Consider the following 23,509-nt stretch of genomic DNA (forward strand, 5'->3'; position numbering starts at 1 on the left):
TTGATGCGTGACCTGAACGAGGACACAACGGCGTACGGCGACGGACGGGGACGGCGTCCGGCCGGCGAGTCGATCGAACGGGGTGGCGGTGGGCTCAGCGTGAGCGACCTGCTGGCCCAGGTCATGACCACGTCGGCGCCCCTGCCGGCCGCGGAGCCGGGCGACGCGGGCGCGGACGGGTCGGGCCCGCGTGCGGGCGCCACCGCGCCCCCGCGGACCGTGGACGGTCTGGCCGCCGCCATCGCCGCCGAGGCGGGCCGCCATCTGCCTGACGGGCGGCTGTCACCGGACGCCGACTTCTTCGACGCGGGCGGAACCTCCGTCCACGCGGTGGAACTCGTCGCCACGCTCGAACGCGAGCTGGGCCTGACGATCGCCCTCGACGACGTGTTCGCCGACGCCCGCCCCCGGTCCCTGGCCGCCCGCTGGTTCAAGGCCACCGGGACGGCCGAAGCACCCGCGACGCCCGAAGCACCCGACATCAGGTCGGCGACACCTGACGGAAGGCCGGCGACACCTGACGTAAAGCCGATTCCCGTCCCCGCCCTCCGCGGCGCCCTCCCTCTCTCCGCGGCGGGCACCGCCCCCGCGCCCGCGCCCCACACCCACCGCCCCGTGTCCCACCCTTCGGCGACCCCCGCGTTCCCCACCACGCTCACCAGCGCCGACGCCCCCCACACCACCGCCCGCCCCGAGGACCTCGACCAGATCCTCGCCGACCTCTCCCTCGCCGACCGCCTCCCGTGGACCGAGGTCCCCGAGCCGCTGCCGCCCACCCGCGTCCTGCTGACCGGCGCCACCGGCTTCCTCGGCGGCCATATGCTCCTCGACCTGCTGCGGCACAGCGACGCCCACGTCTACTGCCTGGTCCGCGCAGCCGACGAGAAGGCGGCCGTCGCCCGGCTCGGCGAGGCGCTGCGCAGCTACGAGATTCCGTGGTCCGCCGAGGTCCGCCGCCGGGTGACCGTCCTGCCCGGCGATATCCGCGAACCCCGCCTCGGTCTCCCCGACGACGTGTGGAACGCCCTGGCGTACGAGCTGGACAGCATCGTCGGCGTGGCCGCCGCCGTGGACTTCCTGCGCGGCTACCAGTCACTGCGCCGCAGCAACGTCCTCGGCGCGCTGACCCTGGCGGAGCTGGCGGCGACCGGCCGGCCCAAGCCGCTGCACCACATCTCCTCCATCGCCGTCTTCAACCAGGTCGGCATCACCGCCATGGGTGAGGACGACCCCCTCGCCCACGTGGACCGGCTCGTCTCCGGCTACGACCAGACGAAGTGGGCCGCGGAGGTCGCGCTGCGCCGGGCCCGGGACCACGGGCTGGTGGTCAGCGCGCTGCGTCCCGGCGGTATCGCCGGCCACACCCTCACCGGCGCCTACAACCCGCAGGACCTGAGCAGCGGCCTGTTCTCGGCATTCGCCCGCTTCCGCACCATGCCCGCCTTCCGCTACCTCAACGGGGCGCCCGTCGACTGGGTGAGCCGCGTCGCGGTCGGCGTCGTCTGCGAACCGGATGCCTGGGGGTACGACTACAACCTCACCGGTGTGCCGAACACCCTGGACGACGCCGTAGGGGACATGGCGCTCAGCGGGATGAACGCGCGCGTCATGGACTGGGACGAGTGGCGCATGGACACTCTGGACCGGCTCCAGACCGAGCCGATCCCCGAACTGGACTTCCTCACCCGGGTGTTGCAGAGCCCCACGGCCCTCAAGCTCTGTGAGGCCACGCTGAAGGGACCGGCGGCCACCACCGAGCGCACCGACGCGCTCGTCGAGGCGCTCGGCCTGCCGGCCGCGGTCCGCTACGGCGCCCAGCTCCAGCTGAAGACGTTCGAACGGCTGGCGGACAACGGCCTGTCCCGGCTCCCGCACAAGGACGACCAGCCGTACCTGTGGTTCCCCGAGACGATCGAGGGCACGGTCGGCCCGGTCGGCGAACGCCCCGACACCCCCTGCTCGATGGCGCTCACGCTCTCCATCGCCGGCATGTACCAGCTGGTGAAGGAGCGCCGGATCGATGTCAGCGGCGAGCTGGTCTGCACGGCCCTGCACCCCGAACCGCTGGTGGTGCAGCACGGCGACGCCTGGGTCCGCCCGGAGGAGGGCATTCCGCTGGAGCACGGGCTGCGGCACCCGTTCCTGCTGTACCGGCTGTGGCTGCGGGACGCCGACGGGCGCGACTGGTGGCTGGAGGGCCGCAAGTTCATGCGCGCCCGCCGTGACGTGTGGCGGCAGACCCGGGCGCTGACCGTCAGGATCGGCGTCGAGAAGGAACCCGCACGGTACGAGGGCGAGATCGTCGTCCCCTCCGACAGTTACGTGCGCGACCAGATCGACGGCATCAAGGTCGACCCACGGCTCACCGCCCAGGAGAAGCGGGCCGCGAAGCTCACCTGGCTCGCCTGGTTCGGCATGGAGACGGGCCGCAGCGTGCTCGGTCCCTTCGCCCGGGCCGCGGCGGACCTGCTCGACCTGCGTCAGAACCCGAACTTCACGGAGCGCAACCGATGATCCTCTCCAGGACCCCCAGGCCGGCCGGCAGCAGGTCCCTCGTCCGCAAGGTCCGCACGGGCGCCGCCCTCCGGCCGCTGTACCACCGTCTCGACCCGGCGTCCGTGGAGGAGATCCCGTTCCACGCGAGGGACGGCGTCCGCCTCGGCCTGACCCGCATCGGACCCGGCGGGACCGACCGGAACACCCGGGATGACCGGCCCGCCGTACTGCTCCTGCACGGGCACACCGCGTCCGCCGACATGTTCCTGCTGCCCGAGACCCGCAACCTCGTCGATGTTTTGCTGGACGGCGGGTACGAGCCGTGGCTCCTCGACTGGCGGGGCAGCTGCCGTCTCCCGTACAGCGAGACCGGCCGGAAGTACACGTACGACGACGTATCCCTGTACGACATCCCCGACGCCGTCTCCCACATCCGGCAGCGGATCGGGGACCGGCCGCTGTTCGCCGTCGCGCACTGCATCGGCTCGATGACCCTGTCGATGAGCATGGCGGCCGGCCTGGTCCCGGGGCTCGCGGGCGTGGTCTCGCAGGGCGTGTTCCTGACGCCGAAACTCGCGGGCCGTATGTCGCTGAGCATGTCGGTGGCGCACGAACTGCTGAAGAAACGCCTGGATCACGTGCCGGTCGACTTCCGCAGGGTGGGGCTGTGGTCCAAGTACACCCCGCTCTTCGCGCTGGCCTCCTTCAAGGCTGACTGCCCGGACCCGACCTGCCAGATGCTGCACAACTCGGCCTGGGGCATGGGCGCCTCGCTCTTCGTCCACGACAACCTGACCGAGACCACCCACGACCGGCTGGCGGATCTGTTCGGCCCGGCACCGCTGTGGATCGTGCCGCATCTGCGCCGTATCGAACTGGCCCGGAGCGTGGTCCGCTGGCACGACACCGACCACCGCTACCGGGCGCTGCCGCAGAACGCCCTCGACGCCGCCGGACGTATCGACACCCCGGTGCTGCTCATCGCGGGCAGCGAGAACAAACTGTGGCTGGACTCCCAGAAGCTCTGCCAGGAGGTCCTCACCCATCGCCAGCCCCAACTGGACGTGACCTACCGGGAGATCCCCGGCTACGGCCACCTGGACACGTTCCTCGGCCGGGGCGCCGCGCTCGACGTGTTCGGGTACATCCTGGACTTCCTCGACAGGCGGCGGTGACGATCCGGGCCGGGCCGCCGTACGGCGGACCGGCCCAGCACGGCACGGACGCGACGTGTGTCCGCGGCGAGGCCGAGGGTGAGGACGAACGCGTCTCTCACCCTCACCTGCCTTACCGCTGCCTCACCGCTGCCTCACCAGGTGACCGGGAGGTTCTGCGGGCTGCGGGTGAGCAGGCCCTCGCGCCACTCGATCGCCTCCAGGGGCACGGCCAGCCGTAGTCCGGGCAGGCGCTTGGGCAGCCGGTGCAGGGCGAGTTCCATCTCCAGCCTCGCCAACCAGGCGCCCAGGCAGTAGTGCGGGCCGGCGCCGAAGGCGAGATGCGGGGTGTCCAGCGGACTGAAGGTCTCGACCCGCCAGTCCTCCGGGTAGACCTCGGGATCCAGGTTGGCCGACATCGTGTCCGCCGCGACCACGCTGCCCGCCGGGATCACCACCCCGCCGATCTCCACGTCCTCCACCGCACGGCGCAGGAATCCCGGGAGCACATCCCGGTCGCTGATCGGAATGCCACGCAGCAGCTGGTCGACGGCCGCCGGGGCCTTGCTCTCGTCGCTGCCCAGTTCGCGCCAGGTGGCCCGGCCGTCGGTGAGCAGGTAGACCAGGGTGTTGCCGAACACAGTGGTCGATACTTCGTGCCCGGCCATCACCAACAGGATGACCAGAGAGACGATCTGCTGCTCCGTCACCTCGTCGTCCTCGTCGGCGGCTTGGACCAGCGTGCTGACCAGGTCCTCGCCAGGATCGGCACGACGCTGCGCCACCAGTTCGGTGCCGAAGGCGATGAAGTCCGTCAACGCCTCCTGGACCTGATGGGACGGAAAGGCCGCAGCGGCGAAGGCATGGTCACCCCAGTAGGCCAGACGCTTGTTGTCAAGACCGTCGAGGCCCATCAGCCGGCTGAACACCGCGACGGGTAACGAACGGGCGAAGCCGCCGATGAGGTCCACCGGCCGGTCGCTCTCGACAAGCCGATCGATCAGCTCGTCGACCACCGAGGAAACCCAGGGCCGCCATCGGGCAAGAGCCCGGGGCGTAAAGGTCCGGCTCACCGTGCGACGCAGCCGCTGGTGCTCAATTCCGTCCAGATTATTCAGAATATCCGGGTTGTCCAGCAGGTTTGGATAAGGCGTGAGTCGGGGCGCGTCGGCAGCAAAGAGATGAGCTCTGTTCAGCCGCGGATCGGCGAGCATCTGGCGCACGTCCGCGTGGCGCCTGACCACCCAAACCGGCGTCCCTGTGCCCAACCGGGAAAGAAAGGGCGGCCCCAGCGGTTCACTTACGCGCGGACAATGCATCGGGACTAACGGGTCGCCGGGCGCGCCGGGCATAACTGCACTGTTCTCCAGAGACAATTTTCCTCCGGGAGGATGAGTGGTTTCCGCAGGTCGTCACGACTCGGCGGAAGATCGATACCAATATATTCGCATCACCCGGCCGGAAAGCGATTGTCCATATCCAGTCAAAGAGAAGGGCTCGATTCCAGCGATCTGCCCACCCTGTGGCCGATGACCGATGACCGATGGCTGATGGGCAGGGCTCGCACCGCCACCGCCATCACTGCCACCGAGTTGTCCCAGCGCGTCCCCGAGCCCGGCACCGACGAGATCGGCCACCTGGCCCGCACCATGAACGACATGCTCGCCCGGCTGGACGACTCCGCCGCACGGCAACGCCGCTTCCTCGCCGACGCCAGCCACGAACTCCGCAGCCCCCTGACGGCCATCCGCACCGGCCTCGAGGTCGGACTCGCACACCCCGACCGCGCGCCCTGGCCCGACATCGCCTCACGCGCCGCCCGGCAGACCGAACGCCTCGAAGCGCTGATCTCCCAGCTCCTCGTTCTGGCCAGGGCCGACGCCGGACAGCCGGCCGCGCGCCGGCAAACCGTCGACCTGTCCGCGTTGCTCGCCGAGATCCGGACGACCACCACGGCGCCGCACCTGGAGACCGAGCTCACGGTCCCGGCGCACACCACGGTGACCGGCAACCCGGAGGACCTCTCCCGGCTCTTCCGCAACCTCATCGACAACGCCGCCCGGTACGCACGGACGAGGGTGTCCCTCACGGCGGGGGCCGAACCGGACGCCATCCGGGTCGAGATCGGCGATGACGGACCGGGAATCCCGGTCGAGGAACGCGAGCGGGTCTTCGACCGCTTCGTCCGCCTCGACGCCGACCGGGGACACGGCACCCGCTCCACCGGACTCGGGCTGCCCATCGCCCGGGAGATCGCCACAGCGCACGGCGCCAGGATCACGCTCACCGAGACCGACGGCGGCGGAACGCGCGCCGTGGTGCCCCGGCCGCGCTGACCTGAAGCGTGGCGTTCGAAGGCACGGGAGACCTGTTGCCCATTGAGCGGCGCGCATGACCCACCACGCCGGCGGCCCCGTGGAGCAGGCCACCCGGCCGGCCCCCCGACTCCCCGCGAGCGCCCGCCGGATGGATGGGAACCGATGGATCATCCAGCGTGACCTGGCCGACAACCGTGAGTCGTAACCGAGGTGGAACGCTCGCGACCGTCACCAGGGCGGTCAGCAAAAGGCCGGTCGTTGCGGGGCAAAGATGCCGGGACTGTCGGGTCATGTTTTTCCGGTGACCGTCTGTCATGGCAGATGGCCCCGGTCTTCCCTCTCGAAGCCGGGAGCGAGGAGGGGACGCAGCCCGGCGTCAGCCGCCACCCGAGCCGGCCGAGGCCGAACCGCCGGAGGTCCAGCCGGAGTTGGGCTGCGGCCGAGCGCGCGTGCTGCGCTCGGTGCGCAGCTCCACCACAATCCCAGCCGGGCCCAGCAGGGCCTCCAGCGCGTCGGCGAGCCGCTGCGGGTCGCCCCCGAACGGGAGCGCGAGCTGCTCCCGGACGCCCCGCAGGACGAGTTCCAGCGCAAGCGTGGAGACGGCCGGCTTGTAGTCCCCCTGGTACGGCTCCACCACCTTGTGCGTCAGCCGCACCTCGCGCAGGGCCTTGACGGGCAGCCAGCCATCCGGCCCGGCGGCCCGAACCAACCGCAGGGACGCGGGCACCCCGGCCGGCGCGAACTCCACCCGCAGAATGTCGCGGGCCCTGGAAAAGGCCAACACCGGCCAGCCGATCAGGTACTCCAGCCCGGCGATCACTCCCACCACCACGAACACGGTCGACGCCCGCGCCCCGGCCAGCGCCATCCAGAAGGCGACGAGCAGGGTCGGCACGCCCAGGACTAACGGAGTGAACAGCGCCGCCCCCGCCGAGGTCAACGCGTTCCACGCCGATCCGACCGGGCCGGCGCGCAGGACCAGATCCGTCGAGTCGGGGCCTTGTCTCAGCAAGGGATCGGTGGCCATGCCTCCAGCGTAGGACCGGTCCGCAAGAGCGCCCCGACCATATCCGGGCCAATGGGGGGCACGACTTCTGACGGTCCGTAGCCCTCAGCCGACGGGCGCGGGCTCCCGGGGCTCGAACCATTTCGCAGCCCTGGCACCCACGCTCGAGCAAGCCGCCCGCACCGCGTCGAGGAAGGCGTTCGTCCTGCCCGACGGCACCCTGCTGCCCATCGACCGGGTCGCGGCCGACCGGCCGTTCTACTCGGGCAATGCTGGTGGAGCGGGCCCGGTGAGAGGGACTGCAGCTGACCGGGCAGGGCGGGCTGCTGCAGCAGCTGACCAAGCGGGTCCTGGAGTCCGCCCTGGAAGGGCTCATCCGACACGGACACGGGCGGCCCGGACAGGCCCTTCTCGACAGGCTCCACGGTCTCCAACTCCACAGCGTTGTCGGCCACTTGACGTGGCCCTCGTGATCGTCGGATTCGCCGTTAGATTCAGAGCTCGCGCAGATGGGCGGCATGGGGAGCGCCGGCATCGAGGCAGGCCAGGTCTCGGTGATCACGGAGTTGGGACGCTCTGTGACCAGTGGGAGACCTGTGCCCGTTCTTCCTTCATGGCTGACCGACCCGCTGTGGGACCAATTCGCGGCGTTGTTGCCCAAGCACCCTACGATCGATCCATCCCATCCGTTGGGTTGCCACCGCCGCCGGCAGCGACCGGATCGTGTTCGACAAGTTGCCGCAGCTCCTGCGGTTCGGCTGCTCCTACCAGGCGATCTCCGACACGACCCGCTCGGCGACCACCATCCGCAACCGCCGCGATGAGTGGATACGACTCGGCGTCTTCGCCCGGCTCAAATGGATCGCGCTTGAGTTCTACGACCGGATTGTCGGGCCGGATCATCACGGTCTGGCTTCCGCTGGTGCCCTCGGCATCGACGCTCGGCGCTCTGCTGCGACTGACGGTCATCTGGCCTCAGACGCCCTCTGGCGCCCGCGGCGTGTATCCGCACAATGGGCAGCAGGACCGGACCGGTCGTGGACGGGGGCGGGGGACCGCATGGAGTCGGACGGCATGGAGCTATCGGAGGCGATCGCCGCGGTGCGCGCTGGGCTCGCCGGCGCCAGGGACGAGGGTGTGGGCAGCGATGTGAGGTTCGTTCCGGAAGAGGTGGTCCTCGACTTCGCCATCGAGTTGCGTCGCAGCATGAGGGCCGGCGGCGGGGCGAAGGCGTTCGTGCTGTCGGCCGACGCCGGGGGCGAGTCGGCTGGGACCCGTGCCCAGCACATCACCGTCCGGTTCCGCGTAACAGACAGGGACGGTGGGGAGCTGCCGGTGAGGGATCGCGTGCGCCGGGATCAGTTGCGTCGGCCGGGAGGGCGCTGAAACGCGGCTTGGCCGGGGCCATGACTAGGGGAGACCGGCAAACGGGAGGGAGAGGCGTGACCTTCGACGCGGCGTCAGTCGCCGAAGTCCTGGGCGAAAACGGCTCCTACGGATCAGGGTACGAGGTCGATGCCGGCCTTGTGCTCACCTCGGGCCACGTAGTGAGGAACGGTGATTCACGCCGCGACCGGGCGGCGAAGGTCAGGTTCATGGTGGAGGGCGCCGACTGGGTACAGGCCTACGTGATCTGGCACGACGAGTGTCTGGACGCTGCACTGCTGGCGGTGTCCACGGACCGTTCGTTCACCTCCCCGGTCCGCTACGGCGAGCTCACCGGCGCCGATCCGCAGCACCCCGCCGGTTGCGGTGTGATCGGCTTTCCCCAGGTGCAGGCCACACCGCACGGGCGGGAGCCGATGGGCGTCTCTGGAACGGTCGACGCGTCGACCCTGAAGTTCAGCTCCCGTTACCAGATCCAGCTGGCGCCCTTGGAACGCCGTAGTGACTGGAGCGGCATGTCCGGCGCGGCCGTATTCTGCGGTCCGCTGCTCATCGCTGTCGTACGCAGCGTCCCGGACGGCTTTCACGCGGCGCGGGTCAACGCCGTACCCGTAGCTCTGCTGCTTCGGGACGCCTCTTTCCGGACGGCGCTGTGCGGGACGGGGTGCGAGTCGCCCAGACCTGGATCGGTCGACCCGCATTCCGCGCTCAGGGCGCCGTGCGGGCCGGAATGCGAGGTACCTGCTCTTGAATCCGTCGAGCTGCAGCCTTTGCTGGAGGCGCCTCCCCGTCCCGGCCCGCGCGCCCTGACGACGCCCTACGAGGGCGGGCCGTCGGTCTCCTACCTCCTCCATCCGCGCATCCGAACAGTGCCGTTCATCGGGCGCGGCCCGGAGCAGCACCACCTCAGGAAATGGGCCGATTCGCCGCGCCCCTTCGACTTCATGACGGTAACGGGTCCGATGGGCGCCGGAAAGACGAGGCTGGCCGTCGAGCTGGCGCAGTGCCTGGGCGACGAATGGGTCACCGGATTCCTGCGGACCGAACCACCCCGCGCCTCGCCCCCACCGGCCCTGCACCCCCTCACCACCAGCGCCCGTCCGATTCTGCTGGTGATCGACTACGCCGAGACCCGGCCCGCGTGGCTGAGATTGGTCCTGCGGGCACTGGGGGGTTACGGCCGCGACCGGGTCCCGGTGAGGCTGCTTCTGCTGTCCCGGGTCGCGGAGCCGTTCCACGACGAAGCCATGCGGCAGTGCGAGCACGCAGGCCTCCGCGCCGACGGCGACAAGACTCTCCGGATCGGGCCGCTGGAGCCGGGCGACCACGACCCGACGGTGTCCCTGTCCGATGCCGCCCATGCCTTCGTACGGCGGCTGTACGGAGAAGATCCGCTCAACTTTCTGTTTGAATCGGCCATCTACCAGCATCTTCCCGACCGTCCGCCGACGGATCCGTTCTCCCTCAGCCTCGCGGCGTGCGCGGCCGCGATCACCGCGTTCGAGGGAGCCGCCTCCGGCCGCGCGACACCGGCGTCTCCCTTTGAGGTCGTCCTGGCCAGGGAGGAGCGGTACTGGATGCGCGGCGCCGGGGTGTTCGGACTGTCTGACGACCGCGAGACCCTGGAACTGCTGCGCACGCTCGTCGTCACGCAGACGCTGTGCGGCGGCCGGGACGTGCGCGAGGCGGCGGCCGCGCTCAGAGCGGGCCGGAGCGCGCACTACCGACACTGGGGGGACGACCAGCCGAGGCCCGACCAGCTCAGGCCGCTGCACCGCCTCCTGCGCGCCCTCTACCCCTCGCACGACGCCGAGTGGGGCCGCCTCGGCCCGCACGCCCTGTCCGCCCATCTGATCGAATCCGCCGAGCACGACGATCCGGGGCTGACGCGCTCCATCCTCACGGCTCCGGGACTGAGCCGGGACCAGCGCCAAGCGGGTCTGGAAACCCTGCTGCTGGGCGCCTCCCACCGTCCCGGCCTGACCGGTCTCGCACGCCACATCGCGGACGCTCTGGGCTACGGACTTCCCGAGTGGTTCACGCGGGGACCGGAAGAACCGCCCTTCCCTGGACCCGATGCCGCTCCACCGGCTCTGCTCGACCCCGATATCGAGCCGTTCGGCTTCACTGTCGAGGGCCCCCTGGACGAGCCCCTCCCCCCCGACACCAGCCCGAACCAACCACCGGACTTCCGGGAAGGCCCAGAAAGCCCGGACGACCTGGGCGGCCTCGAATGGTGAGCTGAATGCGCGTTCGAGAGACCTCAGGAGCCTCCGAGCGACCCCTACCACCGCCCGCGCACCGGCTCCGTAACGGACGGCGTTCGCCTTGTCGTGCGAGAGTCGGAAGTGACTCTTCCTCAGGTTCTTGCCAATCGCCCTGTTCGCGGCGACAGATCAGTATGGCAAAAGTCCGCCAGGTAGCGGACGAAGTCGCCAGCCGGCCACGCGCCCCCAGACGAGCGATCCGAGCACGGGCACCCGCACGCCCGCCCCTCCCTCACGCCTGTGCGGACTCCGTGTCCGGGACCGGCGCGGTGAGGTATTCCTCCGTGATCTCCTTCGGTCCGAACGGCCAGACCTTCTCGAAGCGCGCCCACAGCACGTACGCCACGATGCCGAGCGCCAGCCAGGCCAGCGACCATTCGATGGGATGGCGGCCGGGCGAGTTCTTGTCGGCATAGCCGTAGATCACCAGCCAGCCGACCAGGGCGAGCAGGCTGGGCAGGGGATACAGCCACATCTTGTACGGGCGGCGCAGGTTCGGCTGCCGCCTGCGCAGGACCGTCACCGCGGCGATCTGGGCGAGCGCCTGGACGAGGACCATCACCGTGGTGAGGAGCTGGATCAGCGTCGCCAGGTCGGTGTGGCGGCCGATGAGGAAACCGATCGCCGTCACCACCCCCATGGTGGCCAGGCCCAGCGTGGGGAAGCGGTGCCTGGGGTGCAGCTTGGCGTACGGGCGGAAGAAGACCCGTTCGCGGGCCGCGTCGTACGGTACCCGGGAGCCGCCCAGAAGGCCGGTGAAGACGGAGGCGAAGGCGGTGATCAGGATGAGGACGGTGACGGTGTCGGCCGCGCCCCTGCCCCAGGTCTCCTCCAGGACTGCCGAGGCGACGGAGGTGGAGGCGATGTCGCCCGCGTCCTTCATGCGGTGCCAGTCGATGACGCCGAGCGTGCCGATCTGCAGCAGCAGGTAGATGGCCATGATGCCGAGGATGGAGAAGATGATGGAGCGGGGCAGTGTACGGCCCGGGTCCTTGATCTCGGCGCCCATGTACGCGGTCGTGTTGTAGCCGAGGTAGTCGTAGACGCCGATCGTCAGGCCCGCGGCGAAGCCCAGCCAGAAGTGGTTGCTGGTGAGGTCGAAGGCGTGCGCCGGGTAGGTGAAGGCCAGGTCCGCGCTGAAGTCGGTGGCCGCGGCCACGATCACCAGGAGGACCGAGGTGATCATGACGGTCCACATCACGGCCGTGATCCGGGCGATGTGCTCGATGCCCCGCCACAGCAGGACGATCACCAGCAGGATCATGCCGAGGCCGACCAGATCGCCGGTCGTCTTGCCCATGTCCGGTGCCAGATAGCCGAGGTACTGCACGAAGCCGACCACGCCGGTGGACATGATCAGCGGGATGAAGAGCATCGCCGTCCAGACGAACAGGAACGGCATCAGCCGTCCGGTGCGGTACTGGAAGGCCTGGCGCAGATACACATAGCTGCCGCCGGAGCCTGGCATCGCCGCGCCCAGTTCGGCCCAGACCAGGCCGTCGGCGAGGGCCAGCAGCGCACCGGCGAGAAAGCCGATCACCGCCTGCGGGCCGCCGAACGCGGTGACCATCAGCGGGATCGTCACGAACGGCCCGATGCCGCACATCTGGCTCATGTTGATGGTGGTGGCCTGGAACAGGCCGACACGGCGGACGAAGCCGCCCTCGGGTGGCGGGCTACCGGACATGGGTCCTCCTGAAGCGGACGCGGGAGAGGTGCGACGGGCCGACCGACGCCACTCGGCGGCCGACGGATCAAGGGCGGCAGGTATCCGGCCGACGCAGGGCTCCCCTTGGCTCACCCGGCGAGGCTGAGAGCCGGCTCTCGGGCACTGACTCTCGCTTGGGCGATAAAGTTAAGGAGCCTTACTAGATGCGTCAAGAGGGTGTCCCACATGCGTGAGAATGGTGCGATGCCCGCCAGCGACGTCGCCGAGCAGCCGGATCAGCCGTGGAACCGTCAGCGGTTGCGCAGCACCAACGAGCGCCTGCTCCTGGACCGGCTGCGTTCCGCCGGCGCCGCTTCACGCGCGCAACTCGCCCGGGAGACGGGCCTGTCGAAGCCGACCGTCTCCAGCGCGCTGGCGGCCCTGGCGGAGGCGGGCCTGGTGCGCGAGGTCGGCACGCACGCGCCGGAACGCGGCCGGGTCGCCGTCCTCTACGCCCCGGACCCGTCCGCGGGGTACGCGCTCGGCATCGATATCGGGCGCGGTTGGCTGCGCGTGGCGGTCGCCAACCTGGACGGCGAGCTGGTGGCCCGGGCGGACGTGCGCAACCGGGCCCGCTCCTCGGGAGGCCTGGCCGATCTCGTGGTCGCCACAGCGCGGCAGGTGGTCGCGAACTCCGGTGTCGCCCAGGACGAGGTGGCCCACGCCGTGGTGGGCACGCCGGGCGTGTACGACGCGGAGCGGCGGCGGGTGCGCTTCGCGATGCATCTGCCGGGCTGGGGGCGGGCCGGGTTGGTCGACCGGATGCGTGAGGAACTGGGCGTACCGCTGGAGGTCCACAACGACGCCAATCTGGCGGCGTTCGGCGAGTACACGTACGGCGTCGGCGCGGGCAGCAGGCTCTTCGCGTACATCATGATCGGTACGGGGCTCGGCATGGGCGTGGTCAGCGAGGGCCGGGTGTTCTCCGGGGCGCACGGCGGTGCCGGGGAGATCGGGTTCCTGCCGTGGCCCGGGCAGCAGCGGCTCCGGACGCTGGAGGACGCCGTCTCGGGAGTGGCGGTCGTGGAGTCGGCGCGTAGGTTCGGGATGACCGGGCAGCTCACCGCCAAGGCGGTCTTCGACTCGGCCCGGCAGGGAAATCCCGCCGCGGTCAAGGCGGTTGAGCTGGAGAGCGAGCGGATCGCGCACACGGTCGCGGCGGCCGCGGCCGTGCTCGACCCGGATCTCGTGGTCCTCGGCGGGGGCGTGGGGCACAGCGTGGACCTGCTGCTGCGGCCCGTACGGGAGAACCTACGCGCGCTCACCCCCCTGCGGCCGAAGATCGTGCCCAGCCGGCTCGGCGAGGACGCGGTGCTGCTGGGCGCGGTGGCCACGGCCCTGGGGACGGCGCGGGACGTGGTGTTCGAGCGCCGATCGGCGTCCTGACCAACTCGCATACCGGCAAAGGTGATTGACACGTCTCGCCCGGCCCCCTAGCTTGAGGCTGGTTAGTAAAGTTTCCTAACTTGAACGCTTGAACTGCAGTGCCGTAGCGCGGATGCTCCCCACCTCTCTAGGAGACAGACGTGTTCCACCGCCCTGCCGCCAGAACCCGCCTCGCCACGGCAGCCGTCGCCCTGGGCCTGCTCTGTACGCTCTCCACGAGCGCGTGGGCCGGTGCCCGCGACGCGGCACCGCCCCGCTACCGGACGCAGACCACCGCCGTCGCCTCCCGCGCCGGCAGTGCCACCGCGCTGTCCGGCTACACCATCCAGTCGACCGCGAAGGTCACCGACTCCGCGGCGGCCGTCTCCTCCCCGGGGTATCCGGCGAGCGGCTGGTATCCGGCGGGCTCCCGCTCCACGGTGCTCGCGGCGCTGCTGGCGGACGGGAAATACGCCGATCCGTTCTACTCGACCAACCAGCGGCAGATCCCCAAGGCCGACTTCCAGGTTCCCTGGTGGTACCGGTCGGACTTCACGGTCGCCGACACCTCCGAGCGCACGTATCTGGACTTCAGCGGGGTGATCTCGGCGGCCGACGTCTACGTCGACGGACAGCAGGTCGCCAAGGCCGCCGACATGGCGGGCACGTACACCCGACACGAGCTGGACGTCACCTCACTGGTGCGCCCGGGCACCAACACGGTGGCCTTCCGCATCCAGCGCAACGACCCCCGCAAGAACCTCACCATGGGCTGGATCGACTGGCTGCAGCCGCCCCCCGACGAGAACATGGGGATCGTCCGCGATGTGCTGGTGCGGCGCGGCGGCCCGGTCGCCCTGCGCGACGCGCACGTCGTCACCGGACTCGATGTGCCGTCCCTCTCCACCGCGGACCTGACGGTCAAGGCCCGGGCCCGCAACGACTCGGACTCGCCCGTCACGACCACCGTCTCGGGCAGCATCGGCGCGATCTCGTTCAGCAAGTCCGTGTTCCTGGCCGCCCACGCGACCAAGACGGTCACCTTCGCTCCGGCCGAGGTCCCCGGGCTGCGACTGGCCTCGCCGAAGGTGTGGTGGCCCGCCGGAATGGGCGGGCAACCCCTGTACGCCCTCGACCTCAGCGCGTCCGTCGCCGGCATCGTCTCGGACGCGGCGCACGAGAACTTCGGTATCCGCGACGTGAAGGCCCCCCTCGACTCCGACGGCGCCCGGCAGTACAGCGTCAACGGACGCAAGCTGCTCATCAGGGGAGGCGGCTGGTCGCCCGACGAGTACCTTCGCTGGGACAGGACATACGCCGAGGACCGCCTGAAGTACGCGCTCGACCTCGGCCTTAACACCGTCCGCCTCGAAGGGCACATCGAGCCGGACGAGTTCTTCGACCTCGCGGACCGCTACGGCATCCTCACGCTGCCCGGCTGGGAGTGCTGCGACAAATGGGAGGGGAACGTCAACGGCGGCGAGCCCGGCGACAAGTGGACCGCCGAGGACTACCCGGTCGCAGGGGCGTCGATGGCCGCCGAGGCCGCCCGGCTGCGTGACCACCCCAGCGTCATCTCCTTCCTCATCGGCAGCGACTTCGCTCCCGACGCGACCACCGAGAATACCTACCTCGACGCACTGAAGGCCGCCGACTGGCCCACCCCGGTGGTCGCGGCCGCCTCCGACACATCCTCACCTGTCAGCGGACGTTCAGGCATGAAGATGTCCGGCCCCTACGACTGGATCCCGCCGAACTACTGGTACGCCAAGCGAGAGGGCGGCGCCACCGGCTTCAACTCCGAGACCAGCGCGGGTCCCGACATCCCCACACTCGACACACTGCGCCGCATGATGAGCGCGGCAGAACTCGACACCCTCTGGAAGAACCCGAGCGCCAAGCAGTACCACCGGTCGCCGTCGTCGACCTTCAGCACCCTGAAGCTCTACGACGACGCGCTGACCGAACGCTACGGAGCCCCCAGCAGCCTCACCGACTACGTACGCAAAGCACAGCTAGCCCAGTACGAGAACGTCCGGGCCCAGTTCGAGGCGTACGGACGCAACGCCAGCGACTCTTCCAAGCCGTCGACCGGGGTTGTCTACTGGATGTTCAACAGCGGCTGGACCTCGCTCCACTGGCAGCTGATGGACCGTTACCTCGACCAGGGCGGCGCGTACTTCGGTGCGAAGAAGGCGAACGAGCCGCTGCACGTCCAGTACTCCTACGACGACCGGTCGGTCGTCGTGGTGAACAACCGGCACGCCTCCGCGTCCGGCCTCACCGCCCGCGCCACGCTCTTCAGCACTGACGGCACGCAGAAGTACGACAAGACCGTCACCGGAGTGACGGTCGGCGGCGACGGTGCGCGCGGCACCGCGCTCACGCTGCCCTCCTCGGTGAGCGGTCTGTCGCCGACGTACCTCGCACGCCTCGTCCTGAGCGACTCCACGGGCAAGGAGGTGAGCCGCAACGTCTACTGGCTCTCCACCAAGCCCGACACGCTCGACTGGGACAACACCGACTGGTACTACACGCCCACGACGAGCTACGCGGACCTGAAGGGGCTGAGCGCCATGGCGCAGGCGCCGGTGTCTGCCACGGCGTCGACGACCTCGTCGGGTGACACGTCGACCACGACGGTCACCGTGCGCAACACGGACGGCGGCAGGACGCCGTCGCTGCTGACGGACGTGCACCTGGTGGACGGGGCGGGCAAGCCGGTGCTGCCGGTGCGGTGGTCCGACAACGAGGTCGGTCTCTGGCCCGGCGAGTCGGTCACCCTGACGGCCACGTACCGGACGACCGATCTGCACGGGTCCCAGCCGCGGGTGCGGGTCTCCGGGTGGAACACACCGGAGCGCACGGTTCCGGCGGCCTGATCCGACGGGGGTGGGCCGGCCCGGCCCACCCCCGTGGGGGTTCAGGTCACGTTGGGCCCGGTGTCGTCGATGACGAGCGGTGTCTCTCGCGGTGCGCGCCCACCACCGCAAGGGTGTTCCCGGCCCGGCCCGGCGAGGCAGCGCGGGGTGGCGGCCGCCGACCCCCACGGACTGCTGCGCTCGTACTGCCGCAGAACGGCCCGCGTCGACCCGTCCCCCATGGTCGCCCACCGCGCCATCCAGGCGGCGGAAGACTCGGACACCGAGACTCGTGCCAGCCCGAGTGGCCGATGAACGGCACCTGAGGCGGGGCCTCAGGCCTCTCCTGCCGAAAGCCCGGATCCTGCGGCAAGCCGAGGGTGTTCTGGTCGGACATGGCGGCATCGTTTCCTCCGACCAACCCCCCTTCCAGACCCGGGGCGCCCTTCGCTTCGACTGAAATGGCCCGATGAATTATCGAGAAACGTCGATCCGTGGCCCGTAATGCCGCAGTCTGTATTGACCTGAGATCTAAGTGGTCCTACCTTTCCCTGGGTTGAGTTCCGGTGATCCCACGGGAGGGGTCTATGCCCACGCGCCGCAGAGCCGCCCTCGTCACCCTCGTATCCACCGTCCTGACCCTCGGCCCACCGGCGCTCGCCGCTCACTCGCTCGCCACTCCGGGCCCCGCCGCATCCGCGGATGTCTACGTGGCACCCCGAGGCGACGACCACGCCGACGGCAGCGCCCGGCACCCCGTCCGCACGCTGGACCGCGCCCGGGACGTGGTGCGGGGCCGGGTCGCCGGCATGCGCGCCGACCTGACGGTCCATCTCGCGCCGGGCACCTATCGCCGTACCGGCCCGCTCGTGCTGGACGCCCGCGACTCGGGGGCGAACGGGCACCGGGTGATCTGGCAGGGCGTCGGCGACTCGGTCATCAGCGGCGGGCTCCGGGTTGCCGGATGGCACCGGGCCCCGGGGCACAAGGGCCTGTGGGCCGCTCCCGCTCCCCGAGGACTCACCGGCACTCGGCAGTTGTACGTCGACGGAGTACGCGCCCAGCGGGCCCGCGGCGCCGTGCCGGTCACGCTGACCCAGACCGCGACCGGCTACACCGCCTCCTCCGACGGCCTCGCCCACTGGAAGCACCCCGAGGACGCCGAGTTCGTCTACACCAGCGGCGAAGCCCTGTGGAACATCGAACGCAACGGGCTCGGCCAGTGGACCGAGCCGCGCTGCCCGATCGCCTCCGCCGACGGCACCGCCATCACCATGGCGCAGCCCTGCTGGGACAACTCCAACAAGCGGGTCGAGTTCCCCGACATCCCCGGCCGCACGGTGAGCATGGTCGGCCCCGGCCGCCTCACCAACGGCGGCAAGCCGTCGTACGTTGAGAACGCCTACGAACTCCTCGACCAGCCCGGCGAGTGGTACCTCGACAAGGGCGACCACACGGTCTACTACCTTCCCCGTCAGGGCGAGGACCTCGGCCGCGCCGACGTCGAGGCAGCCGCGGCCGAGAAACTGCTCGACGGACGCGGCACCGCGGACTCCCCCGTCCATGACATCTCCTTCCGCGGCATCCGGTTCAGCTACGCGACCTGGCTGACTCCGTCCCGGCCGGAGGGCTTCTCCGAGATCCAGGCCGGCTACACGGTCACCGGCGACCACGGCTGGGCCACACAGGGTCTGTGCCAGTACGTCCAGGGCGGAACCTGCCCGTTCGCCTCCTGGACCAGGATGCCGGGCAATGTCTCCTTCGCCCACGACCAGCGCGTGGAGTTCACCGACGACGTCTTCGCCCATCTCGGCGCCTCCGGACTGGAACTGGCCGCCGGCAGCGCGGACTCCTCGGTCAGCGGGAGTGTCTTCACCGACGTGTCCGGCAACGGGCTGGAGATCGGCGGAGTGGACGGACAGACCCCGGCGTCGGGCGTGCGGGTGACGGACAACCACCTCTACGGGCTGCCCCGCGAGTACCACGGCGGGGTGGGCATCCTCAACGGCTACACCCAGCACACCACCATCGCCCACAACCAGATCGACCACGTCGCCTACTCGGCGATCTCGATGGGCTGGGGTGGCTGGCCCGACAAGATCGGCGAACCCGCGACCCCGAATCCCAGCCATGACAACGTCGTACGCGACAACCTGGTCTTCGACTACATGCAACTGCTCGACGACGGCGGCGGCGTCTACACCCAGGGCCTGACCGGCACCTCCCTGACCGACGGTGAGAAAGTCACCGGCAACGTCATCCATGACCAGTGGGGACTGGGCAAGAGCGTCTACACCGACAACGGCTGCACCTACGAGACCGTCGAGGGCAATGTCCTCTACCGCGCCTCCTACGCCAACGTCGCCTCCCGGCACACCGACTACCGCGACGGCCTCGGCAACAACGACCCCACCCTGATCAAGGACAACTGGTGGGAGGAAGGCACGGCCGACGGGGACAACAAGGGCCTGGTGACCCGCGGCAACAAGATCATGGCCGGATTGTCCGACGCACCGCCGGACGTCCTCGCGAACGCCGGACTCGAACCCGCCTACCGGCACCTGCTGACCCTGCGCGTCGGCGGCGTCTCCGTGCCCGAGGCGCCGACCCGGGTCGGCACCAGCACGGCGGGGGCCGACGCGCTGTACGTGACCTTCAACCCCACCTTCGCGGACGGCGGTTCGCCGGTGACCGGCTACACGGCACGGGCGTACGACCCCGCGGGCCGTCAGGTAGCCCAACAGTCCGTCGGCGCCGCCGAGTTCAAACGCACCGCCCTGCTGCGCATCGGCGGACTGCCGGCGGGCGGCGGCCCCTTCACGGTGACCGTCGCCGCGAGCAACGGCCAGGGCACCGGCGCTCCCTCGCTCGCCTCGGCGCCGCTGAGACCTACGGCCGCGAGCGCGCTGCCCGCCGCGCCGACGAGCCCGAAGCTGCGCACCGCGGCCACGGCCGCCACCCTCGTCTGGACCCCGCCGACCGGTACGGGTGACGCGAAGATCATCGGATACCGGGTGACCGTCTCCGACGGACGCGACCCGATCGCGGTGACCGGCCGGGACGTCCTGGTCACCCAGCCCTCCGCCAAGGGCATGTTCCGGGTGATCGGCGGACTGAAGCCCGGCACGGCCTACACCGTCACGGTCGCCGCGGTCACGGCGGCGGGCACGGGCCCCGCGGCCACGGTCAGCGGGACCACGACCGCCGGGTAGCCCACCGAAGCCGTCCAGGACCCCGCAGCCCGACGCCGGCCGCTTCCGCCGACGGTCGAGGACAGGCCCTCGACCTGAGGCTGCTGCCGGAACCGACTGATCCCGTGTCCGAACCCGGTACGCCCACCTCCACGGGTGGGCGTCGGGGGAGGGCACTCATGAGACCGCTCACGTCGGCTCGACGGTGAGGAAAAGCATGCTCGGAACGCTCACCCCCAACTTCGACTACATCCCGGGCGAGACAGACTCCCCGGTCGGCACGTCGTCGGGGCTCTACAGGGCGACGGTGAGGTGTTCTTGAAGGCCGCGGCCCCGGGGCCGGGCCGCGGCGCTGTGTCGTGTGCCGAAGGTGGGCTTACGCCGCGCGTTGCCGGCCTGGACGCGTCCCGATCACGAAGTCCGCGCGCCACTGCAGATAGGCGCGAAGGACGACTTCGGTGTCGCTTTGGGTGAGGATCCCAGATCGGCCGCCCCGGCCGTACGCGGTTCGGCCGGGTCCGGGGCGTGCCGGTCGGGTCACAAGTGGCCGTGTGGGATCAATCGTTGACCGGCCAGGTCAAGTGTCGGGCGTAGTGGGCCCATACGGCCATGACCATGAGTACGGCTGTCATGCCGCCCAGGGTCATGACCGTCGGGGGCGAGCCGGCGTCGACGACGAAGCCGCCGCGCAGGGCGCCGAGGGAGATCGTGGCTTGGAAGGAAGCGGTGAACATGACGGACGCAGCCTCGGGGGTGTCGGGGCTCGCCTTGGTGAACCAGGTCTGGGACGAGACGGGAACGGCCCCGTAGCCCACGCCCCAGACGACGAGGAGAGCGATGGCTCCGGCTTTCCACTGCCCCAGCACGGGAAGGAGCAACGTGGCGACCGCGATCATGCCGGCGGCGGCACCCAAGGTGGCGCGCGGGTGGCGCGTGACCAATGAGCCGCCCAGGAAGTTGCCGAGGATGCCCGCCACGCCGTAGATGAGCAGGAAGACGGTGAGCAGCCCGGAGCTGACGTTGGTGACCTGCTCGAGGAATGGGGTGACGTAGGTATAGGTCCCGAAGTGCGCCAGGACGACCAGCACGGTCAGCAGCAGCGCGAAGCGGGTGGCGACGCTGTTGAGCATGCCGCGCAGCACGGTCAGGCGAGTCGTCTGACGGGGCGGCAGGGGCGGCATGACAATCAGCAGCATGATCAGCACGGCGACGGTGAGGCCGCCCATGGCGACGAACGCGGTGCGCCGTCCGGTCAGGTCGCCGATGAAGGTGCCGGCCGGCACGCCGAGTACGGAGCCGAGGGGGACGGCGGAGATCGGCCGCCTGGCCCAACTGGGGCTCGTGGACCGTGGTCACCCACGGCGCGAATCCGAGGTGCCCCCAGTACGCGACCACCAGCGGCACCCGGTCCTGCAGCGGAAGCTTCCAGGGCCGACCACGGCCCGGCGTCCCGGTGCCCTCGCGGCACAGTTGATTCACCAACTTGCCGAAGATGCGCGGACTCAGCCCGGTGAAACGGGGCTGTCCAAGACGGCCCCGACGCCGTGATCACACCAGCCACGGGCCCAAGACCATCCCTCATTTGAAATCGCTTACGGGATGCGGTGCTACTCAGTTCCGCCATCGGACCTTTACGGCTGAGGCGGCCTTGCCCACCGACCGTCGAGATCGAAGGAGTCAACTGGCGCATTGAAGTCGAGGGTCCATTGTGCAAATACGAACCCACCCAGGAAGAGCTTCACAGGCCACTCTGGCTGCGGAATGGTGGGTGGCGCCTCTTCGTCTGTCAGTGTGAGTAGCCTTGCATCTGGTAGGTCCAGCAATGACAACGCACCTTGATCGCCGGATTGTGGAGCAAACAGGCTCTGGAAAGGATCCGACGTGACTACCCCAGGACCGTCGTCCCCATGGATGTGATCAAACCAGAAATCCTCCACAGGATTACCGCCATCATCAAACCTTGTGAAGCCGAACCTAGTTACCTGGTTCCCGTTCTGATCCGTGGCGTTTACGTCCAGAGTCGTTGGGGTCAATCCGATAGGCATCAGACGATCCTTTCTGCAAGTCGACTTAACCTTCCCAGTTCGCGAGCAGCAATCAAACGGCACCTCGTCACACTTGACCTGGCGCGGAAGGCGTACGAACAACCCGGCAATTCGAGCGTAAAAAAGTCCTTCTTCTAGCATGCGCGTGCACGGTCTTGATGTCCATCGCGGGACGAGGAGCGGGAGATGCAGGAGCAACAGTGGCCGGAGAACGTCATGTGCGCATGGTCTGGCGGACGAAGTACCCGAGGGTCGTCTCCGGGCGGTAGACCGGGTGGGAGACAATCGCGGTCGGCTCGATCAAAATCTGGTGGCCGGCCTGGCGGGCCCGGTCGATGAACTCCCGGTCCTCGCAGTCGGCCATCCACCGGCCCCGGCGTCCGAGATCGGTTCGGAACAGGCCGATGTCCAGCGCGGTCTGACGGTGAAAAAGCCGATTGCAGCCGGTGACCCAGTACGGCCACACGGCCAGTTCCCGGCCTCCGGGCCAGTCCACCGTGCCGTGGCACTCCCGCAGCGCCTTCGTCAGGGCCACGGCCTGACCGCCCGGATGCTGCACGGTGGTGCGGCCCCCGACGGCGAAAACCTTCTCCTCCTCGATGGCGTCGGCGAGGGCCTGCAGCCGGCCGGAGGCAGAGGTGATGTCGGGGTCGGTGATGGCGCTGTACCGGCCGCGGGCCGCGCAGATCCCGCGGTTGCGGCCCGCGCTCAGCCCGGGAGTCGGCTCGTACAGCACCCGTACGGGAAACGGCCGGTCGCCGTCGCGTACCGCGTCCGCGACCGGCCGGACGGGGCCGGGCAGGTCGCTGCCGACGACGACCGCTTCCATTCGCGGGTCGATGACGCTCATGAACAGGTCTTTCGCCGTGGTCATGAGCGGATCCCCTCGGAGATGTCGGCGAGGGTGCGTCTTCAGCGACCGCGCTACTACGTGGTGTGCAGAGGTTCCCTGAAGGACTTGCGGAACACCGGCCCGGCGAAGGGGATGATCGAGGACATCACCTTTGACTTCAACGAGGTGGGGTGCCGCTCGAGTCTGACGTCGACGCGGGTGCCGTTGTCCGTGGGAGTCATCTGGAACTGCCAGCCCCCCGAGCCGAAGGGCACCGAGTCACGAGTGGTGACGGTGACCCTGTTCGCCGAAGGGTCCCATTCGTAGCGTGCACGCTCCCACGACTTGCCGTTCCCCTCGGTCACCTCCGCCCAGGTTTCACCCCGCTCGTGAACCTGGAAGTGCTCGGCATCGATGGACGACCACTCCTCGACACGGGATGGGGTGAAGTTCGTCAGCACACCCATCACCTCGTCCGGGCTCATCGAGGAGTTCACGTGGAAGTGTAGGGATGGCATGAATTGCTCCCTGGTTCGAGATGACCACGGCCTGCCGGCGCCTTCGGTGTTTCGTTTCTCGCGTGCCTGGCTCACTTCGCCGCCGCCGGTCCGCAATGGCCGGAATGGCCAACTTCCTCCAGAATGCACCTCTGCCCAGCGCTCTGCACCAGCAGGTTGCGAGCCCGCACCCGTGTGGTCGTGTCCGGGACCGGCGTGGTCTCGCGGAGTGAGGAAGGCGGGCATTGCCGCAGGCGGGCTGATCACAGCGACTGGCCGCGGAGCCCGGTCGGGACCTGGGAGTCGACATCGTCCTGGACTGCCACCGAGTCCCCGTGCCGGCCGTCACACAACCTCGGCCCCGTGGACTCTGCGTCGATCGA

Annotated in this window: 13 protein-coding genes and 5 pseudogenes; 11 read left to right on the top strand and 7 right to left on the bottom strand. The window is 69.6% G+C overall.

Annotated features, from left to right (window positions below; translation table 11 throughout):
- Nucleotides 1–3: 3 nt before the first annotated feature.
- Nucleotides 4–2,514 (top strand): thioester reductase domain-containing protein, encoded by a 2,511-nt coding sequence (locus Sri02f_RS01570; protein WP_108999219.1) that lies wholly within the window; start codon nucleotides 4–6, stop codon nucleotides 2,512–2,514.
- Nucleotides 2,511–3,671: an alpha/beta hydrolase gene (locus Sri02f_RS01575; protein WP_108999220.1), complete on the top strand. Its 1,161-nt coding sequence runs from the start codon at nucleotides 2,511–2,513 to the stop codon at nucleotides 3,669–3,671. Before Sri02f_RS01570 ends, Sri02f_RS01575 begins: the two co-directional genes overlap by 4 nt.
- 134 nt (nucleotides 3,672–3,805) lie before the next feature.
- Here the strand turns inward: Sri02f_RS01575 and Sri02f_RS01580 are convergent, their stop codons facing one another.
- Nucleotides 3,806–4,864, bottom strand: a complete 1,059-nt coding sequence (locus Sri02f_RS01580) for a cytochrome P450 (protein ID WP_307721020.1) — start codon at nucleotides 4,862–4,864, stop codon at nucleotides 3,806–3,808.
- Between the two features lie 315 nt (nucleotides 4,865–5,179).
- On the opposite strand from Sri02f_RS01580, the gene Sri02f_RS01585 reads away from it, so the two are divergent.
- Nucleotides 5,180–5,986: a sensor histidine kinase gene (locus tag Sri02f_RS01585; protein ID WP_159106647.1), complete on the top strand. Its 807-nt coding sequence runs from the start codon at nucleotides 5,180–5,182 to the stop codon at nucleotides 5,984–5,986.
- A gap of 358 nt (nucleotides 5,987–6,344) precedes the next feature.
- Here Sri02f_RS01585 and Sri02f_RS01590 read toward each other — a convergent pair whose 3' ends face one another.
- The gene (locus tag Sri02f_RS01590; protein WP_108999222.1) at nucleotides 6,345–6,995 is read right to left on the bottom strand and encodes a hypothetical protein; all 651 of its coding nucleotides are present in this window, start codon (nucleotides 6,993–6,995) and stop codon (nucleotides 6,345–6,347) included.
- Between the two features lie 124 nt (nucleotides 6,996–7,119).
- On the opposite strand from Sri02f_RS01590, the pseudogene Sri02f_RS01595 reads away from it, so the two are divergent.
- The 5 genes and pseudogenes from Sri02f_RS01595 to Sri02f_RS01610 all read left to right on the top strand — a co-directional run.
- A pseudogene (locus Sri02f_RS01595) lies at nucleotides 7,120–7,242 on the top strand (IS5/IS1182 family transposase); the annotation flags it as partial.
- A gap of 1 nt (nucleotide 7,243) precedes the next feature.
- Nucleotides 7,244–7,351 (top strand): annotated as a pseudogene (locus Sri02f_RS44320) (transposase); the annotation flags it as partial.
- Nucleotides 7,352–7,570: 219 nt separating this feature from the next.
- Nucleotides 7,571–7,868 (top strand): annotated as a pseudogene (locus tag Sri02f_RS01605) (transposase); the annotation flags it as partial.
- A gap of 180 nt (nucleotides 7,869–8,048) precedes the next feature.
- On the top strand, nucleotides 8,049–8,360 hold the full coding sequence (locus Sri02f_RS42505) for a trypco2 family protein (protein ID WP_245970338.1): 312 nt from the start codon (nucleotides 8,049–8,051) through the stop codon (nucleotides 8,358–8,360).
- A gap of 20 nt (nucleotides 8,361–8,380) precedes the next feature.
- Nucleotides 8,381–10,600, top strand: coding sequence for a trypsin-like peptidase domain-containing protein (locus Sri02f_RS01610; protein ID WP_108999223.1), 2,220 nt, complete (start codon nucleotides 8,381–8,383; stop codon nucleotides 10,598–10,600).
- A 259-nt stretch (nucleotides 10,601–10,859) separates the two neighbouring features.
- Here the strand turns inward: Sri02f_RS01610 and Sri02f_RS01615 are convergent, their stop codons facing one another.
- Nucleotides 10,860–12,314 (bottom strand): APC family permease, encoded by a 1,455-nt coding sequence (locus tag Sri02f_RS01615; protein WP_108999224.1) that lies wholly within the window; start codon nucleotides 12,312–12,314, stop codon nucleotides 10,860–10,862.
- A gap of 225 nt (nucleotides 12,315–12,539) precedes the next feature.
- On the opposite strand from Sri02f_RS01615, the gene Sri02f_RS01620 reads away from it, so the two are divergent.
- From Sri02f_RS01620 to Sri02f_RS01635, 3 genes are all read left to right on the top strand, one after another.
- A complete protein-coding gene (locus Sri02f_RS01620) occupies nucleotides 12,540–13,721 on the top strand; it encodes an ROK family protein (RefSeq protein WP_108999225.1) in 1,182 nt (393 codons plus the stop codon).
- Between the two features lie 140 nt (nucleotides 13,722–13,861).
- The gene (locus Sri02f_RS01625) at nucleotides 13,862–16,582 is read left to right on the top strand and encodes a glycoside hydrolase family 2 protein (RefSeq protein WP_108999226.1); all 2,721 of its coding nucleotides are present in this window, start codon (nucleotides 13,862–13,864) and stop codon (nucleotides 16,580–16,582) included.
- 566 nt (nucleotides 16,583–17,148) lie between these two features.
- Nucleotides 17,149–19,773, top strand: coding sequence for a right-handed parallel beta-helix repeat-containing protein (locus Sri02f_RS01635; protein ID WP_218029828.1), 2,625 nt, complete (start codon nucleotides 17,149–17,151; stop codon nucleotides 19,771–19,773).
- Between the two features lie 536 nt (nucleotides 19,774–20,309).
- Here the strand turns inward: Sri02f_RS01635 and Sri02f_RS01640 are convergent.
- The 4 genes and pseudogenes from Sri02f_RS01640 to Sri02f_RS01655 all read right to left on the bottom strand — a co-directional run.
- Nucleotides 20,310–21,065, bottom strand: a pseudogene (locus tag Sri02f_RS01640) (MFS transporter); the annotation flags it as partial.
- Nucleotides 21,066–21,132: 67 nt separating this feature from the next.
- Nucleotides 21,133–21,313 (bottom strand): annotated as a pseudogene (locus Sri02f_RS42510) (IS5/IS1182 family transposase); the annotation flags it as partial.
- 698 nt (nucleotides 21,314–22,011) lie between these two features.
- A complete protein-coding gene (locus tag Sri02f_RS01650; RefSeq protein ID WP_108999228.1) occupies nucleotides 22,012–22,671 on the bottom strand; it encodes a glycosyltransferase in 660 nt (219 codons plus the stop codon).
- Between the two features lie 53 nt (nucleotides 22,672–22,724).
- Nucleotides 22,725–23,147 (bottom strand): SRPBCC family protein, encoded by a 423-nt coding sequence (locus Sri02f_RS01655; protein WP_108999229.1) that lies wholly within the window; start codon nucleotides 23,145–23,147, stop codon nucleotides 22,725–22,727.
- Nucleotides 23,148–23,509: the final 362 nt, after the last annotated feature.

Origin of the sequence: Streptomyces rishiriensis (genome assembly GCF_003112535.1) — a bacterium.
GTDB lineage: Bacteria > Actinomycetota > Actinomycetes > Streptomycetales > Streptomycetaceae > Streptomyces > Streptomyces rishiriensis.